Origin of the sequence: Anaerovibrio slackiae (assembly GCF_009695585.1) — a bacterium.
In the GTDB taxonomy this organism is placed as follows: domain Bacteria; phylum Bacillota; class Negativicutes; order Selenomonadales; family Selenomonadaceae; genus Anaerovibrio; species Anaerovibrio slackiae.
The window spans coordinates 17,881-36,647 of record NZ_VUNR01000005.1 but is presented as its reverse complement, the minus strand read 5'-3'; the positions used below and the strand labels follow the sequence as shown (position 1 = coordinate 36,647).

Sequence of the window (18,767 nt, the reverse complement as noted above, 5' to 3'; positions counted from 1 at the left end):
ATCATCTTCTTTCAAAACAACGTTTTAAGCTATCAATATTATTTTGACATCGCTTTTTTATCGATCTAAAACGTTCCAACAATCTGTATCCTCTTGATGTCGTTATAACATGAAGTTGTCTTTGTACCTCAAAATATTTCCTTTTGAAATCTAGCCCATATGCTAAAGAAAATCGCACTGACTCGTATTCATAAGTCTCACCTTGCTCATGTGCTAATGCAAAAAAATACTGAATCCAGGAATCAGGTAATTCTTCAAATACAGCATTTCCTGGCATATCTAGTAAAACATACTTTGCCACAAAAAAAACATTAGGATAAGTTTCATCAAAAAAACGTCTTTTTATAATTGAACTCCTTAATAAAATGCAGGCTTCTGAAAAATTACCCAATACATCTATTATTTCTAACTGCTCTCTTCTCCATATAGAAGAAAAATGAATTCTACCATCATTACATTGATATAGGACATTATTGCAATTCATGTTGCCATCTACATATCCTTGCTTGACATACGCAAAATCCAGCTTTTTTTCCTCTATCTTTTTAAAAATAGGAGTAAAAAAGTTATCACAAAGCAGACTGTCTATTTGTAAAAATAAAACATACTCTGTTTTTATATATGGTATAGCAAAGTTATAATAATCCACCAAATTATCACTCTTAATAAAATATTCATCATAGTTCATGGGTACATACAAATTAACTGGATAATCTTTGTGGCTTACAAATATTAAATCTATACCCGTTACATCCCATGACCTATTGTCAAATAATCTGTCAGCATATTCAGATAATGCCTTATTTATTACTACTACAGTAATTTTAGTATCAGTCATAAATTTTACCTACCAAACAAAGAATAAATATACTCAATAATCCTATCTAATGCATAATGATCGTTTTTATAATTGAAATATTCCGAAACCTCTTTTTGTTTCAATTGAATTTTTTTTGAAGGATACAATAAATTATATATACAAGACTGTATATCCTCCTTGCATGTTGCGGATATTGCTGCTCCCATATCTGCAAATGGTAAAAAATTATGCTCATCTTCTAAGTTGACAAGCATCAAGGGTACTCCTAATAACACACAATCAATAGCTGTTGTTGAAAAAAAAGTGATCATACCATCAGCACATGCTATAAGCTCCTCTGTATTACCCCAACGTCCTACATAACAATTTTTATGTTCTATTTCATTAATCACATCATATATGTAATCAATATCCTGTGAAGGATGTGCCTGATATATCAATTCATATTCTGATGACTCAGTAGCAGCTTTAGCAGTTTCTAAAAATGCATCATGTAATTCCTGCGCTGTTGGACGATCTCCCACCCCCAAACCTTGTGTTGTAAATACTATCCACTTTTTAGATGGATTACAGCCAATTAATTCAGCATATTTATTTCTATCCGGTTTAATATCTGCAAGATGATCAAAATTACAACCGCCTGTCAAAACTATTTTGGCTGGATCCACATGATTGTTTATCAAAAAATCCTTACTAAAATCACCCCAGCTAAGAAATACATCTCCCTCAAAAGGCGCAAATGCATGCAACGATAATTTATTTGGCACCCCATGCTGCACAATAATATTGGAAATATGATTTACTTTGCAATAATGTATAGCATTACGAAGTATATAATTTACTTCCATAGCTAAAAATAAATCTGGTTTTAAAGTTCTGAGACAATTAATCAAGGGAAGCAATCCCCATTGCAAATCTTCAAACTTTGTATCATAAGATACATTTCTATTATCATCACTAAATTCATCTAGCATCATATAATTTATATTATGTTTGATTGCTATTTCTTTTTCTGCACCATTGATAATCACAGTAACCACAGAAACTTTCCCATCATATTCCAGTCTTTTTATAACTGGCAATAATTTTTTTAGATGCCGTTCCAAGTAAGAAAAACATAGCACTTTCCGCAAAGTTCATCCCCCTAATCTTTACTTGCGAGCGGACAGGATAATGTCACAAAACTCCCTAACACATCCATGACCTCCCGACTTAGCACATACATAATCAGCTATTTCTTTCACTTTTTGATGCGCATCTACCGGAGCAGCTGAAATATACACACTTTGCAAAACGGCAATATCATTTATATCATCGCCTATATAGACAGAATTCAAATAATCAAAGTTAGTATGTTTGCAGAAAAATTCATCCAAGCATTTTTTCTTATCTTTGATTCCTTGAAAAACATAATCTACATTTAATTTATTTGCTCTTTTATCTATTATTAGATTTTTCTCGCCAGTTAAAAACATAATTTTTATGCCGGCTTTTTTTAGTTCAGCCAACCCCATTCCATCACGAGTATTGAACTTTTTACACTCAATTCCATCGCTAGAATAGTACATTCCACCATCAGTAAGAACACCATCAATATCAGTGATAAACAAATTAACTTTGCTGAAGTCCTTTACTTTAGCTCTGCTATTATATATCTTGAGTGTTTCTAAAATATCCCAATCAGATGGCTCATCTATTTCAAAATATGTCTTTTCGGGCATAGGCGAAATTGCTATATTCCCCGAAATACGGCATTGAGATGACAATAACAATTCTCTGCTGGTTATATAAAATGCTCCATTTTCTACATAATAAGCAGAAAATTCCTGCCGCCTTGGTCTTTGTATAGGAATATAATTTTGAGGTTTCGCAATATCATCTGAAATTTTCTGCCATATAAAACGCTTTTGTGGAACAGCTGACAAAACACTATCAACATCAGGTAAATGATATATACTTAACCCATTTGTTAAATCTTCAGATGTCAGTAGCGGACTTGTAGCTTGGATTAAGACAATATTTTTAAATCTAACTCTAGCTGAAAAATCCAACATAGCGGATTCTGTAGTAGCTGTATCTGTAGCTGTATCTGTTCCACGTTCCACAACTTCTACTTTACTAAAGCCAAAACTCAAAACAACATCACGAATTTGATTGCTATCAGTAGAAACAAAAACTTTATCTATACACTCACAATTTACAGCTGCTTCAATCGTCCAGTACACTAATGGTCTTCCACAAAAATTCTTGATGTTTTTTAAAGGTATGCTCTTACTTCCACCCCTGACTGGAATAAAAGCCACTGTATCATAAAATTTACTTATATTCATGTTTTAACTTCTTTCTTTGCACTTTCTCAACATCTAAGATTTCTTCTCGCTTGTATGTCAAACTTTTAGATACATTTCTTATATTTCTTGCAAGTTTCCGCATTCCATCAGGTTCCAAGCTTGCTGCATGATCTGTTCCTTTCCAGGTCCTATCCAAAGTAAAATGCCTTTCAAAATATTCTGCCCCTAATGTCAATGCTGCAATATCCGCAGCAATTCCAAGATGATGCCCTGAAAAACCTATGGCTTTTACCCGGCCTGAAAATTTTTCCTTTAATCGTGATATTTCCAACAAAGATAAATCTTCAAATGCGACCGGATATCCTGATACACATGAATAAAGAATCAAATCCTTGTTACGTTTATGCCTTTCAAAAAAATCTACGATCTCATCTTCTTCCGCTTTGCTTGTCATTCCTAATGATAGATGTATTTCCCCCATATATTCATTTGCCAATACCTCAAGCAACTTAAAATTAAGATTACATGCAGATGGAACTTTTATAAATTGTGGATTCAATGTTATTATTTCTCTAGCCGAAGTCACATCCCACACCGATGTACTGTAGATTATTCCCCAGTCTTCGCAAACTTTTTTTAATTCAGCATGCTGTTCCAGCGTAAACTCCAAAGCTTCACGATGTAACCCATATGTTTTACCATATGAATTATATGGAACAGGATGTGGTGCATTGTATTCTTCCGGCGTAAGTAATTCACGATTGTTTCGTTTTTGAAACTTAACTGCATCTACTTTGCAATACTCAGCTGCAACCTTTATCATTTCCTTTGCAATATTCATATCACCTTTATGATTGCAACCTATTTCAGCAATTACATAATTATTACGCACGATAATCCTCCTCAATGTAGTAAACTAATTACTTTTTTATTAAACTCATCTTCTATATGTCTTTGCCTTGCAAATTCCCCTATTAAACGCATTTTTTGAGCAGATAAGTGTGCTAAGTTATATTCAATTTTTCCGTAGATATATTTGTCATTAATATTATTCATCTCTCGGATATCAATAATATTTTCTTCATCATGAATATCTTTTTTAAAATACCTCAATTTTCTGTGACTCCCTATAGCAATACAAGGAGTATTCTGACCAAAAGACACAATGTTAGAATGTCCTCTCATTCCCAAAACAAGATCCATTTGTCTATATATATCAACTAAATAACCTACTTTTTCCCCATCCCCTGGTGGGTATATCTCACATAAACATTCGTCAATAATAATCGGTTTTATATCCAAATAGGACTTAAAATACTCTATTATAGCTTTGTCAAATTCATACCCCATATGACCTATGTAAAAAACCTGAATATCGTATTTTCCTGATATTTTATTTATCGCTTTTACCAATTCACACAAAAACCGTTCCTTTGTAACATTCCACGGTTCTGGAAAAGTCTGATTCTCTCTGTCAGTGGTCCAGTTTATTCCAATTTTGACTTTATTAGTTGCTATTCCTGGAATTTTTATAAAGCTAGGTTGTGCAAACATTCCTGGATCAGGTATTACATCAATCTTAGATGCATCGCCACCTAATTTAACTAAATATTCTTTTGTTCCAGTATTCCGTACTGAAAACAACGCACTTTTGTCTATGGTTTTTAATAAATGTTCCCTAGTTACAGATTGAAAATCATTTTTATCATACTCGAATTTATTGTATCCAATACCATAAACTACTATTGGTATCTTTATATGATCTATGTAATTAATATCAATATTCCATTGCCAACCAGATTTTGAATTATCTTGAGGTCTATTAAATATTAATCCTCCTCCACCTACTATCATTACATCACATGACTTATTTATTTGATGTATTAGCTCTAATGTAAACTCAGTCTTTTGACAATTATAGTAAACAAATTCTATACGATCATCCAATTCACACAATTGTCTTCTAATAGAATTCTGTAATATACTATCACCAAAATTGCCACCCCAAGCTCCCACATGACATATAGTCTTTTTTTTAATCCATATTCTTTTTAATAACGAAAACATATCATACACTCCACATATAAAAACATTCTAGCAATATATGACATTTACCAATGTTATATATTTAAAATAAACACTTTAAAGAAAAATTCTCTTGTTACTACATCATTTAATTCCAATCAGTACATAAGAAAAACACACTTCGTTCTTCCGTTGGTCCATACAAAATATTGAGAGTTTTAACTCTAAACACAGCGGATGTATTATTTGCGTAGCTTATAGTAGATTCCTTATTCCACACAGAAACACCAACCGTATACTCTCCAAGATTCAAGGGAATATTTTTTAAAATACACCTTATTGTGTTTTGTCCTTTTTTTAACATTCCAAAATCATATTTTTGAAAACTAGATTTATTTATTGCAACAGGCAGTTTGTCCTTCCTAAAAATTATGATTGATATTATTGGACTGCATATGTCAACATATGTGGTAAAATTAATATCACAATATATATCATCTCCTTGAACAAACAGCTCTCTGGAATTTCTATTTTTATCGAACAAATGCACAGAATCTATAGATAATAAATCTGAATTTCTAACATAATAATTAGGATTACTACCATTCCCCCTAATACTAAAACCAGCTGCAAATTCAACCATATATTCTGAAATAACACTACTAGGCTCTCCGCTTTTGGCTATTTTTCCATCTCTAAACCAGTAAACACAATTACATAGTTCATTCACAGCATGCATATCATGCGAACAAAAAAGTATTGTCGTCCCATTTTCTCTTAAAGCTTCAATCTTATCAGTACATTTCTTTTGGAATTTCATATCTCCTACACTAAGAGCCTCATCTACAATCAAAATATCCGGCTCCACAAAGGCATTCACAGCAAATGCCAGCCTGGCAAACATACCGCTGGAGTACATCTTCACCGGCTGATGAATAAACTCCCCAATATCAGCAAAGTCTATAATATCCTGTAGCCTGTCATCCATTTCTTCCTTGTTATAGCCCATGATAGTGCCATTCATGTAGATATTTTCTATGCCTGTCATCTCAGGATCAAAACCAGCCCCCAGCTCCAAAAGGGATGCAATACGGCCATTGACTTGAACACTGCCGCTGGTAGGTGTCAGCACACCAGTTATTATCTTTAGGATAGTGGACTTACCAGCACCATTTTTGCCAATAATACCCACAGTTTCACCCTTTTTTATTGTCAGGGAAACATCATTCAGTGCATAGAAATCCCTGCTATACCTTTTACGGAATGGGTTCAGGGCTTCCTTCACCCTGTCCGTTGGCTTGTCAAATATTTTATACACCTTGCTCAGATGCTCTATCTTAATTGCCCAATCTTCGCTCATAATCCACTTTTCCTCGCAACATTATCCAAAACACTACATAAATTCACATCATTGCCATAAACCATCAAACATCACATCACGTTAAAGCACATTAAAGCTCATTTCATCACAGCACTTTAAAGCACATTGCATCACAGCACATCTGCAAAATGCGGTCTCAGCGTCTTAAAGATAAATGCCCCGAAAAGCATAGCTGCCACAGTAAACAGCCAAAAGCTGATATTGGTATATCCCAGCTCCCAAAACCACTTGTGGTAGATGAAGCTGTTCCTGTAACCCTCGATGATATAGTACATAGGATTCAGCTTAAACACCCACTGATAGCTTTCCGGTATCAGCTTCAAGCTCCAAAAGATAGGCGTTCCCCAGAAACCGAACTGAATCAGCATGGCAACCAGCTGCCCTACATCCTTCATGAATACCACCAGCGAACTTGTTACCAGCGAAAGCCCAAATACCAGGCAGATACTGCCAAACAGGTAGTAAAATACCTGTAAATTATAAATGCTTGGCATATAGCCATACAGGGCAAACATCAGAAACAGCACCGCCACAAAAAACATGTTTACCATCAGTGCCGACAAAATCTGTATCATCGGCAGCAGGCTTACCCGGAACACAACCTTCTTCACCAGAAAGCTGTTGTTGTAGATGGAGCTGGTAGCTGCCTGCAAGGCATCACTGAAAAAGAACCAAGGGAACATGCCGCATATCAGCCACAGGATAAAAGGAAAATTATCCACCGGCATGGATTTGAACCCTACCTGAAAAACAAACCAGAAAATGCAGATGGTAATCGCCGGCTGAATAAAAGCCCACAGTATGCCAAGATAAGAGCCCACATACCTCTGCTTCAAATCTTTCTTTGTCAGATTCCACAGCAATCCCTTGTTATGCCACAGGGAAGCAACAAACTCATAAAAATTCCTTAAATAATGCAAAACACCTATACCTCATTTCAGCCAAGCTTATATGCTGCAAATTTTACTATGTCAAATGCCAGTAGCTTCAGCACACCGGCAATACCTTTTTCTTTGTAAATGCGACCAACCTGATACCTGAACAGCTTCATGCCCTCGCCTCCGGCACTGCCAAAGCTTTCCCTTATCCACGGATTGTCCTTTTGGAACCTCCCCATGTCCCGATAGCGTTGCCACATATCCTTCAGCTTTGGTTCATGGGAATGCCTTGCCGCAGCCTCTGCCACATAGGCAATCCGCTTCCCTGCCAGCAAAAGCCTTCCTGCCACATACATATCCTCGCAGATATTGATGTGGGGAAAGCCACCAATCTTCAGCAAATCCTGCACCCTGTATGCCGCAAAGGAGTCAGACAGGAATGTTGTCTTGATGCCCAGCTCCCTGCTGTCTGCCATGCTTTTTATCCTGCTGACAGCCGGATAGTTAAACTCCCTGTCCACTGCGGCATAGATGCTTGCTCCTTCATTGGGAACCTGCCTGCCATAAGCGGCTGCCACATGAGCTTCCTGATCATTGTCCTGGTTATCGACAAATGCTCCAACCAATTTCTCAAGACTGTATCTACCCGGCAGCCTCACATCCTGAGTGAGAAAAACGACTATCTCTATATCATCAGGCAGAAGCTCAACTGCCATCTGCCGTGTGCCCCCATGGCTGAACTCAGCCATGGAAATACTGCGTACCTGCCAGCCATGTCTTCTTGCCGCATCTGCTGTCCCATCCGTTGATGCAGAATCTATCACCAGCTTGCAAGCAATGGGCAGGCTCTGCCGGGCAATCTCTGCCAGCAGATTGGCAAACTCCCTGCCAGCATTGCAGGTGGGTATTACTATTGCAACCTTATACATAATCTCCAATCAGTAACACCTCAACCCTTACAAAACACATCAACTATGGCTTATTAATGACCTAGTACGCGCCTTTTTTCCCCAGCACAGCACCAAATGTCTTCACCAGATATTTCATATCTATCCACACTGACCAGTTCCGCACATACCATGTGTCCATCGCCACCCGTTCCTCATAGGTTGTATCGCTCCTGCCGCTGGTCTGCCACATGCCGGTGATGCCGGGCCGCACCATGTAGTATTCACGGATATTTTCACCATACTTCTCCACCTCGGCACGGACGATGGGACGAGGCCCCACCAGGCTCATCTCCCCCTTCAGCACGTTGAACACCTGCGGCAGCTCGTCAAGGCTGGTTTTTCTGAGGAATGCCCCCAGCCTTGTCACCCTGGGATCATCAGTCAGCTTAAAGCTGCTTTCCCACTCTTTTCTGGCGGCTGCATTTTCTGACAGGTGCCTGACCAGTACCTCATCAGCGTTTGACACCATAGTCTGAAACTTGTAGCAGAAAAACTCCCTGCCGTTTCTGCCAACACGCCTGTGGGCAAAAAACACACTGCCCTTATTGTCAATGCCAACCAGCACTGCCAGCAAAAGCAACAACGGCGAAATAACAATAATCCCAAGCAAAGTCACCACCATATCAAAGACAAACTTTGTCCACCTGTTGACTCGCCTGGACAGATTGTTCTTGCTCTTGATAATCGTCAGCTGCTCCACAAAGAGGGTGCTGATTTCCACACTGCCAAGAGGGGAACCCACCAGGCTAGGCGTAAAAAGCACAGTATCCGTAAGATGCTGGATGCTCATCAGCAGGCTTCGCAGCCTGTCCTCGGAAAGCCCCGGAGCCGCAATAATCACCGTCCGCACATCCTGCTGACGGATAATCCTCGCCGCATCCTCAAAGCCTCCCAGCAGCGGATACTGCCTAGGCAGCTTCTCCGATACAGGATGGTCATCCAGCACGCCTATGACCTTGTAGCAGTAACAAAAATCATCGTTAAAAGCTGACAACAGCCGCTCCGCTGTCTTTCCTGCACCTATCAGCAGCACCCGTTCCTTCAGGTATCCGGCACGCAAAATAAGCCTTCCCAGCAGATACCGCCCCAGTGCCATATACAGCAGCATAAATACCAAAAAGCAGCCTGCGTAGTATCTGGACACCTGCATGCTGTTACGCATCAGGAAAATCACCAGAATGTACATCAGAAAACCAAAGCAGCTGCCCTTGAACACATCCCTCGCCACATCCAGAGACGGGCGGTTGAACCGGTAGCAGTCCGCCTGCAGCATAATCAGCAGGAGCATCCCCGGAATATATATGTACTGATAATCCCAGGGCAGCGCCATCAGGCTGCTTGCCTCAACGCGAAATAGCCCTTGCAGCCACAGTGCCGTATGCTCTGCCAGCACAATCGCCAGATAATCTGTCACAATGTGCAGCAGCATCATTATCCTGCGGGTATAGCCCATGTATTTTCTCCACCACATAACACAACTTAAAAAGTAATTCCTTTCTCTTAAAAGGTAAGTTATTCACATGTCTATTATAATAGCACAAGACTCCCCCCCCCGCAAGACATTTCCGTATGTTTAAATAGAAAATTTCTGCATCTTGCGGGTGACCTATTTTTCTGCTAACACATTTCGTTATCTAAGAAAAAATCCTGCATAAATTCAGGCAAAATAAAAAACGCAGCCAAGCTCATAAAATGCTTAGCTACGTTTTTTATTTTGCTTTATATTATCTTTTTCGCCTAAGGCTGCATAGCAGAAAACACTGCACTATCGTGCACTAGCTTGTAATATACCGTGCACCGCTTTACACTGCCTTTTCCACCGCTGCCAGAAGCTTCGCCTTGGCAGCTGCCAGCGGCTCCTCGATGGTACAGCCTGCGGCCCGGATATGGCCTCCGCCCCCGAAGGAAGCGGCAATGCTGCTCACATCCACGCCCTTGGAGCGCATGCTGACACGGCACTTTCCCGGCTCTACCTCCTTCATGAGAATCGCCACCCTGACGGTATCGATAATCCTCACCCCGTCAATAAAGCCCTCGGTAGTATCCAGGGTTTCATAGAGGTCATTGCCGATATACAGTCCGGCAATTTTCCCATCAGCGCAAACCTCAATAGTCTGCATGGCCCTTGCCCTGTCCTGCACCTCCTTGAAGCTGCGCTTTTCCAGGGCTTCTGACACCACATGGGGCTCCGCTCCTGCCTCAATCATATCGGCAGCTGCCCGCATGGTAAAAGGCGTGGTATTGGAATACCTGAAATTGCCGGTATCAGTGGACATGCCCGTATAAATGCAGGTAGCAGCAGCCTTGTCAGGCACCACCTGCAACGCCCCTGCCAGCTGATAGACAATCTCTGCCGTAGCGGCCCTGTCTGCATCCAGATAGAGATAATCCGCCTTTTCATCGTTGGTAATATGATGGTCAATATTCAGGATCGGTGCCGGGCACCTCTCAATCACCCTGCCAACCCTGTCCATGCTTACATCCAGCAGCACCAATAGATCTGCCTGATATTTTTCCTCATCCGGCTTCGCAATAACCTCTATCCCCGGCAAAAAGCCAAAGGCATCAGGAATATCATCATCTATCAGAACCTGCACCGTCTTGCCAAGCTTCTGCAAAAGATGATAAAGGGCAAGGCTGGAGCCCAAAGCATCACCGTCAGGATTGACATGGGCTGTCACCACGATACGCCCTGCCTCCCTCAGCTTGTCAGCAGCCTCCTGCAAGGAAATACGCATATAGATACACCTCCATCTTACAAGAGCCGGTGGCATCAGCCACCGGCTCACTTAAATCATATACAGCAACTATGCAAAACTCTGCAATTAAGTTATGTCACAAACTATGCAGCTATTACAACAAACTATGCATACAAATCATGCTTTGCAGCTTATTGCTCCTTATTCTGCTCATCTCTCTCAATCTGCAGCAGAAGCTTCTGGATATGGTCGCTGTAGTCCAGGGACTTATCCAGCACAAATTTCAGCTCAGGAGTTACCCGGAGGCGGATGCGATGCCCCACCTCACGGCGGATAAAGCCCAGGGAGCTGTTCAGCCCCTTCCAGCTTTTGGCAATCTGCTCCTCATTGCCCATGATGCTGACATAGACCTTGGCAATGCTCAGATCCCTGGTGACCTCCACCTGGGTAACCGTCACAAAGCCGATTCTCGGGTCCTTCAGCTCCTGCAGGATAATCTGGCTGATTTCCTGCTTCATAAGCTCCTGAATTTTTTCGATACGAAGCTGGCCCATAAAAAACGCCCTCCGTTCTTAAATAAACACCTAAAACATCTTATCTCAAGCAAAATGCTCAAGGCCATTCCCCAAGCCAAAAAGCCCGGGGCTTAGTCCTTATTTACATCATTGATGGAAGTCTTCACTTCCTCCATGATGTATGCTTCTATTATATCACCTTCGCGGAAATCCTTGTAGTCCTTAATGGTAATACCGCACTCATAACCGGCAGCTACTTCCTTTACATCATCCTTGAAGCGGCGCAGGCCGTCCAGCTCCCCATCAAATACCTCGATGTTGTCACGGACGATACGGATTTTGGACTGGTTGGTAATCTTGCCTTCCAGCACATAGGAGCCTGCCACCAGAGCCTTGGAGAACTTCATCACCTGACGAATCTCCACCTTGCCCTGGATGACCTCCTTGTACTTAGGTGCCAGCATGCCGCTCATGGCATCCTTCACATCGTTCAGGGCATCGTAGATAACACGATAGGTGCGGATATCAATAGCCTCCGCATCCGCTACCCGGCGTGCGTTGGCATCAGGACGCACGTTAAAGGCAATCACCAGCGCGTTAGAGGCAGATGCCAGCATAACATCGGACTCGGTAACGGCACCAACGCCGGAATGGACAATGCGCACGCGCACCTCGTCGTTCTTGTTGAGCCCCAGCAGGGAGCTGTTCAGAGCCTCCACGGACCCCTGCACGTCAGCCTTCACCACGATATTCAGGTCCTTCAGCTGGCCTTCCTGAATCTGGTTGAACAGGTCATCCAAAGAAACCTTCTTGGCATGAATCATCTCGTTGCGCTGCTTCTCCATGCGCTTTTCAGCGATAGTACGCGCCTGCTTCTCCTCCAGGGCAGCCAGCTCGTCACCGGCAGCAGGCACATCATTCAGGCCCAGCACCTCTACAGGCACGGAAGGGCCTGCCTTCTTCACGTTCTCGCCCCGGTCGTTGAGCATAGCACGCACCTTGCCGTAGGTAGTGCCGGCCACGATGGAGTCACCGATGCGCAACGTACCTGACTGTACCAGCACCGTAGCCACAGGGCCCCTGCCCTTGTCCAGCTGCGCCTCGATGATGACGCCCCGGGCCTCACGCTTCGGATTTGCCTTCAGCTCCTTCATCTCAGCCACCAGCAGCACCATTTCCAAAAGGTCATTGATGCCGATATTCTTCTTGGCAGAGACCTCCACCATGATAGTATCGCCGCCGTATTCCTCCGGCACCAGGCCATGCTCCATCAGCTCGTTCTTCACGTTGGCAGGGTTGGCGCCCGGCTTATCAATCTTGTTGACAGCTACAATAATCGGCACATCTGCATCCTTGGCATGGTGAATTGCCTCGATGGTCTGCGGCATAACGCCATCATCAGCAGCTACTACCAGGATGGCAATATCTGTTACCTGGGCACCGCGGGCACGCATGGCAGTAAACGCCTCATGGCCAGGAGTATCCAGGAAGACAATCTTCTTGCCCTGGCACTTTACCTGATATGCACCGATATGCTGGGTGATGCCGCCTGCCTCATGGCTGGTTACAGAGGTCTTGCGGATAACGTCCAGCAGAGAGGTCTTGCCGTGGTCAACGTGTCCCATAACGGTAACAACCGGCGGACGGAGCACCAGTGACTTCGGATCATCCACAATCTCAGGGATAAGGGTAGGGTCCACCTCCGGCGGCAGCTCCTCTACATTGACACCGAACTCGCTGGCCACCAGGGCAGCCGTATCAAAATCAATCTCCTGATTGATGCTGGCCAGGACGCCCATGAGCATCAGCTTCTTGATGATTTCTGCTGCCGTGCAGCTCATCTTGCTGGCCAGATCCTTGACAATAATGGTCTCCCCTACCTTGATGTTCTTCGGACGGGCAATCTCCATCTTTGGTGCAGGCTGCTGATTTCTGCCACCGCGGTTATTCTTGCCCCGGTTATTTCTGCCATTATTATTGTTGTTATTATTGTTGTTAAAGCTGTTGCGGCCATTCTTGCCATTGCGGTCATTGCGCTCGTTGCGCCCGCCACCATTCTGGCGGTTACGGTCATTTCTCTCCATTCGGTCAGCACGCTCCATCCGATTATCGCGATTATTTCTCTTATCGTTTTTGTCGTTGCGGTCACCCTTGTCATTGCGGTTGCCGCTGTTCTGCCCGCCACGCTGGCTTTCGTTGCGGCCGTTGCGCTGTCCCGGCTTGCCGCCGCCATTCCTGCCGTCGTTCCTGTCATTTCTGTCATTTCTGTCATGACGGCCGCCGCTATTCTGTCCGCCCTGATGAGCCTGTTTCTGCCCATCATGCTTCTGCCGCCTGTCATCAGGCTGGCTGCCGCCATGCTTTGCCTGCCCCTGCTTCTGCTGGGCGCCATTCTTCTGTGGCTGCTGGCCCTGCTGCTTAGCCTGCTGGGCCTGCGCCTTTGGCTGCTGTCCGGACTTTTGCTCCTGCTTTTTCTGCTGCGGCTGCGCCTGTGGCTGAACCTGCTTCTGCCTGTTCATAGGCTGTACCGCCTGCTGCACCTTTGCTGCCACCTGCTGCTTTGCTGCAACCTGCGGCTGAGGCTTTGCACCCGGCTGGCTGTTTCCCTTCACCGCCTTCACCACCAGCTGCCTGGCTGCATCATCAACAGTGCTTGAATGGGATTTTACCTCTATGTTATTCTTGCGCAATATATCCAATATTGTCTTGTTATCAGTATTCAGTTCCTTGGCAATATCATAAACTCTGTGTTTTGACATTAATCCACCCCCGTATCACTATCTGACCGGCAGTGCTTGGCTATTGCATTGGCAAAGCCTGCGTCCAATACCGCAGCTACAGCCCTGAAATCCTTGCCAATACAATGACCAAGCAGCTCCCTGTCTCCCAGATAGAATAATTCTATTTTTGCCTTCGCCGCCAGCTGCCGGTAACGCTTCCTCGTCTCCTCGGAAGCATCCTTCGCCACCAGCAGCAGTCTGGCCTTCTTTCCTTCCACTGCCTTGGTAACGGCAAAATCACCGGAGGCTATCCGCCCTGCCCGCTGTGCCATCCCCAGCAGATTAAAAATCTTCTGTTCGTTCATAGTAAATAAATACAATTCACAGTAAACAATTATATTTCACAATTCATGAAAAAAGCTGCTCTCTCAGCTCATCATAAACAGCCCTGTCAATAGCTCCCTTGAAGGAACGCTCAAAGCGATGCTCCTTGACAGCCTTCTCGAAGCACTCCTTGCTGTTGCAGATATAAGCACCCCGGCCGGATTTCTTGCCGGTCATATCCACAGAAAACTCCCCTTCCGGGCTGCGTACAATGCGCACCAGCTCCTTCTTGGGCTTTTGCTCCTGGCATCCCAGGCACAGCCTGGCAGGAATCTTTTTTACCACTGCCATAGTTATACCTCAATCTTGTCCTCAGCCTGCGGGGCAGCCTCATCATCAGCAGCATCTTCTATCTCAGTGCCATCTGCCTCACCATCAGCTACATCTGCATCAGAAGCTATATCCGTATCAGCAGCTTCCCCTGCACTGTCAGCAGCCTCACCTGCTTCAGACGCCTCATCCGCCTCAAAGGTATCCTTCTCGAACTCAGCCAAAAAGTCATCGCCGCCCATATCATCCACGGCATCAGTAAGCGGCTCATCCGCTACAGGCGGCTGGAACTCGCCTTCCTCCTCAGCCTGGGTTTCGCTCTTGATATCAATCTTCCAGCCGGTCAGCTTGGCTGCCAGGCGGGCATTCTGGCCTTCCTTGCCGATAGCCAGGGACAGCTGATAATCAGGCACCACAACCCTGGACATCTTCTCACTCTCTGCCACATCCACGCTGACTACCTTGGCAGGGCTGAGGGCGTTGGCGATGTACACCGCCGGATCCTCGCTCCACTTGACAATGTCAATCTTCTCATTCCTAAGCTCATCCACAATGGCCTGAACCCGGAAGCCCCTGTGGCCTACGCAGGAGCCGATAGGATCTACGCTTTCATCCTTGGCATAGACAGCAATCTTGGAGCGCATGCCGGCCTCCCTGGCCACTGACTTGATTTCCACCACGCCATCATGAATCTCCGGCACCTCCAGCTCAAAGAGCCGCTTCAAAAGGTCAGGATGGGTTCTGGACAGCAGCACCTGAGGCCCCTTGGTGCTGTTCTTTACCTCGATGATAATCGCCTTGATGCGGTCATTGACAGCATATTCCTCGTTGGCAATCTGCTCCGCCTGAGGCATAATCGCCTCGGTCTTGCCCAGGTCAACATACACATTCCTGTTCTCTACCCGCTGCACCAGGCCGGTAACGATATCACCCTCACGGCTGGAGAATTCCTCATAGATGATGCCCCGCTCCGCCTCACGGATACGCTGCACCACTACCTGCTTGGCAGTCTGGGCGGCAATGCGGCCGAAGTTTGCCGGAGTCACCTCTACCTCCAGGGTATCATCCAGCTGATAGTTCGGGGAAATCTGCTGTGCCATAGCCAGGGAGATTTCCTGCACATTGTCCACTACTTCCTCTACCACGGTCTTGATGGCATACACATGGTACTGGCCGCTGGTGCGGTCCAGGGTGACACGCACATTCTGGGCAGCGTTAAAGTTGCGCTTATAGGCAGCCACAAGGGCAGCCTCTATTGCATCAAAGAGGATTTCCGGATTGATTCCTTTCTCCATCCCCAGTTCCCTGAAGGCAGCCATAAAGCCGCGATCCTGATCCTCTGCTGGTTTTACCTTCTTGCTTCTTGTAGTTCTGGTAGCCACTACTATTTTACCTCCTAAACTCTCTGACTGGTTACCAATCATCATGTAACTTTGCCTTGCTTCTTAAAAATCTATATGCAGGTTTACCTTGGCGACCTTCTCCATCGGAATCACCTGTTCATCTACGGTAACATTCTCGCCATCGTAGCCTTTCAGCTCACCTGTAATCACCTTGGCTCCATCCAGGGGCGCAAACAGGCTCACATCCACCATCTTTCCCTGCTCCCGCTGGAAATCCTTTGGCTTCTTCAGCTCCCTGTCCAGCCCCGGGGAAGACACCTCCAGGATATAGCTGGTCTTGATCAAATCCTCCGCATCGAGAATCTCCTCCAGGCGGCCGCTCAGCTCCTGGCAGTCATCAATCTCGATGCCGCCCTCCTTGTCAATAAAAACCCTGAGATACCAGTCCCGCTCCCGGACATAATCCACTGCCACCAGCTCCAGGGGCGAGCCTGCAATCAGCTCCTCCACAATCCTCTCTACCTCGTTCTCAATTCTGCTGGCCAACAAAATTCCTCCCTTCCAGGCGGCACAAAGCCGAAATTTATGACTTTATTACTTCAAAGAAAAGAGTGGGTGAATGCACCCACTCTCGAAAAGACTTAAATCAATTGCTACGACTATTGTAGCATTTAAAATACCATTTGTAAATAGTTCCCGGAAAAAATCTTCCCATTACCGGCATATCGCCCCAAAATATTTCGCCAGGACTACTGCACGACACCGTTCTTGATTTCCGTGTCGTAGTTCTTGTCATCAAAAAATCTCGGACGGGAGACATCAAACTGCCGGTTGATGATGCTCCGGGCCGGATCGTAGCCGGCAGTCTGCACATCCACGATATCCAGCATGGTATGAATCATATCATCCGTCATGTAAGGGTTGTTCACCGCCGCCTGAATAGCCGCCCATTTCTCAGGATGCAGCTCCTTGAACTTGTCCGATGCCCAGATAATCACAGGAATCTCGATCATGTGGCGGCTTGGGTTTTCCTCGATATGCCCCGTGAAGCCCCCCTCGTCATAGACAGCCTCCCCATGGTCAGGCACATACACCACGATGGAGTCCTCCCCGGTGCAGCGGAACTTGTCGATGATGCCGCTGACGATGTAGTCGTTGTAGTAAAGGGCATCATCGTACTGGGCAATCACCGTCTTCTGAGCCTCGTTCACCTCCAGCTGGATATCATCCTTGGTAAACTTGGTAAAGATATACGGGAAGCGGTTGTAGTAAAGCCCGTGCCCCCCCATCAGGTGCACCACATAAAAATTCTTATCCTCCGCCCGCTGGGCAATGGCCTCGTCCACCAGAGGGAACAAAGCTCCATCCTCCAGGCCGTCATCCTCCCGGGAGTCACGAATCCTGGTAAAATGGCTCACATTGCTGTGGGCGGCATAAATCTGCGCCACATTGCCCCAGATGCCGGAGCTTTCCTGATTGGACAGCCAATAGGTCTTGTACCCGGCACTGTTCATGATGTCAATCAAATTGCTATACTCGTACCATGGCTTGTCCGATTCGTGGTTGCAGAATGTAAAGAGCTTGCTAAGCACCGCGATGGTAGTGGAATGGGGGCTCACCACATCCCGGAAAACGCTGATTTCCCCCCTGGCTGCCATATCATCAAGATTTGGCGTGTTGGGCAGGTAGTAGCCGTAGAGGTGCATATGGTTCCTGTTGGTGGACTCACCCAGGATGAACACCACATTCTTGATTTTGCTGTCATTCCTGGTCAGCTCCACATCGGCATCCAGATGGCTGGACAGCTCCCGATACGCCCTGATATTGTCAATGGCAGTCGATGAGGACAGCACCAGCCTCTGCATAGGGAACATAGTATCCCACAGCACCTCGATGTGGAGGCTGAAAAGAATCACCGTATAGGTAATGGTGACCACCAGCAGGCAGCTGGTCAGCACCCTCTTGCCTGTCTGGTCAAAATGCAATTTCCGCCAAGGCTTGTTGAGAAAAAGCCAGGCTCCCCCCGATGCCAGCAGCGCCACCAGTATCCATTCCTGGGCCCCCATGTACATGGTGACGAACTCCCCTGCCTCCTTCATGTTGGTTTCCAGAAGGGATGCCACCACCCCTACGCCAATCAAGGCAGTGTAGTTGTACACCACCACTCCCTCAATCACGAAGGGCACGAAGAAAGCTGCCAGCAGGAGAATTTTCAGTATCCTCCGGGCCAGCAGCGGCAGCTTGTCAATGAGAAAGCAGATGACGAGATTTATCAGCAGCATGAAGCAGGCAAAGGAAAACATCGCCTCGCCATTTTTCTTCATAACCATGTAGCAGCACATGGGCAGGCAGTTGAACACAAAAAAAGCCAGATAAAATCCCCCCTGCCGCTCCAGCAGGCGGCAGGTACCCATGATGAATTTGTCCAAAAGCTGTTTCACTTTACTATTGCTCCTTCTTCTATAACTGATCCAGCATTCCATAGCCAAGC

Annotated in this window: 16 protein-coding genes and 1 pseudogene; all 17 read right to left on the bottom strand. The window is 45.2% G+C overall.

Annotation, left to right across the window (positions count from 1 at the left end):
* Window position 1: 1 nt before the first annotated feature.
* Window positions 2-838: a hypothetical protein gene (locus FYJ84_RS03720; protein WP_154406256.1), complete on the bottom strand. Its 837-nt coding sequence runs from the start codon at window positions 836-838 to the stop codon at window positions 2-4.
* 5 nt (window positions 839-843) lie between these two features.
* A complete protein-coding gene (locus FYJ84_RS03715; RefSeq protein ID WP_154406255.1) occupies window positions 844-1,953 on the bottom strand; it encodes a glycosyltransferase family protein in 1,110 nt (369 codons plus the stop codon).
* An 18-nt stretch (window positions 1,954-1,971) separates the two neighbouring features.
* Complete coding sequence (locus FYJ84_RS03710) at window positions 1,972-3,150, bottom strand: acylneuraminate cytidylyltransferase (protein ID WP_154406254.1); 1,179 nt, start codon at window positions 3,148-3,150, stop codon at window positions 1,972-1,974.
* Window positions 3,137-4,003 (bottom strand): N-acetylneuraminate synthase family protein, encoded by an 867-nt coding sequence (locus tag FYJ84_RS03705; RefSeq protein WP_205764086.1) that lies wholly within the window; start codon window positions 4,001-4,003, stop codon window positions 3,137-3,139. Before FYJ84_RS03705 ends, FYJ84_RS03710 begins: the two co-directional genes overlap by 14 nt.
* Window positions 4,004-4,014: 11 nt before the next feature.
* On the bottom strand, window positions 4,015-5,178 hold the full coding sequence (locus tag FYJ84_RS03700) for a polysaccharide pyruvyl transferase family protein (protein WP_154406253.1): 1,164 nt from the start codon (window positions 5,176-5,178) through the stop codon (window positions 4,015-4,017).
* Window positions 5,179-5,284: 106 nt separating this feature from the next.
* Window positions 5,285-6,496, bottom strand: a complete 1,212-nt coding sequence (locus tag FYJ84_RS14445) for an ABC transporter ATP-binding protein (RefSeq protein WP_205764085.1) — start codon at window positions 6,494-6,496, stop codon at window positions 5,285-5,287.
* Between the two features lie 131 nt (window positions 6,497-6,627).
* A complete protein-coding gene (locus tag FYJ84_RS03690) occupies window positions 6,628-7,437 on the bottom strand; it encodes an ABC transporter permease (RefSeq protein ID WP_154406252.1) in 810 nt (269 codons plus the stop codon).
* Between the two features lie 17 nt (window positions 7,438-7,454).
* A complete protein-coding gene (locus FYJ84_RS03685) occupies window positions 7,455-8,324 on the bottom strand; it encodes a glycosyltransferase (RefSeq protein WP_154406251.1) in 870 nt (289 codons plus the stop codon).
* Between the two features lie 61 nt (window positions 8,325-8,385).
* The gene (gene wbaP, locus FYJ84_RS03680; protein ID WP_235901339.1) at window positions 8,386-9,798 is read right to left on the bottom strand and encodes an undecaprenyl-phosphate galactose phosphotransferase WbaP; all 1,413 of its coding nucleotides are present in this window, start codon (window positions 9,796-9,798) and stop codon (window positions 8,386-8,388) included.
* Window positions 9,799-10,147: 349 nt separating this feature from the next.
* Window positions 10,148-11,083 carry a DHH family phosphoesterase gene (locus tag FYJ84_RS03675; protein ID WP_154406249.1) on the bottom strand — a complete coding sequence of 312 codons (936 nt, stop codon included), beginning with the start codon at window positions 11,081-11,083 and terminating at the stop codon, window positions 10,148-10,150.
* 152 nt (window positions 11,084-11,235) lie between these two features.
* A complete protein-coding gene (gene rbfA, locus FYJ84_RS03670) occupies window positions 11,236-11,598 on the bottom strand; it encodes a 30S ribosome-binding factor RbfA (protein WP_154406248.1) in 363 nt (120 codons plus the stop codon).
* A gap of 92 nt (window positions 11,599-11,690) precedes the next feature.
* Window positions 11,691-14,318 (bottom strand): translation initiation factor IF-2, encoded by a 2,628-nt coding sequence (infB, locus tag FYJ84_RS03665; RefSeq protein ID WP_154406247.1) that lies wholly within the window; start codon window positions 14,316-14,318, stop codon window positions 11,691-11,693.
* Window positions 14,318-14,644 carry a L7Ae/L30e/S12e/Gadd45 family ribosomal protein gene (locus FYJ84_RS03660; protein ID WP_154406246.1) on the bottom strand — a complete coding sequence of 109 codons (327 nt, stop codon included), beginning with the start codon at window positions 14,642-14,644 and terminating at the stop codon, window positions 14,318-14,320. Before FYJ84_RS03660 ends, infB begins: the two co-directional genes overlap by 1 nt.
* Window positions 14,645-14,687: 43 nt before the next feature.
* On the bottom strand, window positions 14,688-14,954 hold the full coding sequence (gene rnpM / locus FYJ84_RS03655) for an RNase P modulator RnpM (RefSeq protein ID WP_154406245.1): 267 nt from the start codon (window positions 14,952-14,954) through the stop codon (window positions 14,688-14,690).
* Between the two features lie 275 nt (window positions 14,955-15,229).
* Window positions 15,230-16,252, bottom strand: a pseudogene (nusA, locus tag FYJ84_RS03650) (transcription termination factor NusA); the annotation flags it as partial.
* Window positions 16,253-16,378: 126 nt separating this feature from the next.
* A complete protein-coding gene (locus FYJ84_RS03645; protein WP_154406244.1) occupies window positions 16,379-16,822 on the bottom strand; it encodes a ribosome maturation factor RimP in 444 nt (147 codons plus the stop codon).
* A 203-nt stretch (window positions 16,823-17,025) separates the two neighbouring features.
* Window positions 17,026-18,717 carry a phosphoethanolamine transferase gene (locus FYJ84_RS03640; protein WP_328596320.1) on the bottom strand — a complete coding sequence of 564 codons (1,692 nt, stop codon included), beginning with the start codon at window positions 18,715-18,717 and terminating at the stop codon, window positions 17,026-17,028.
* Between the last annotated feature and the right edge of the window lie 50 nt (window positions 18,718-18,767).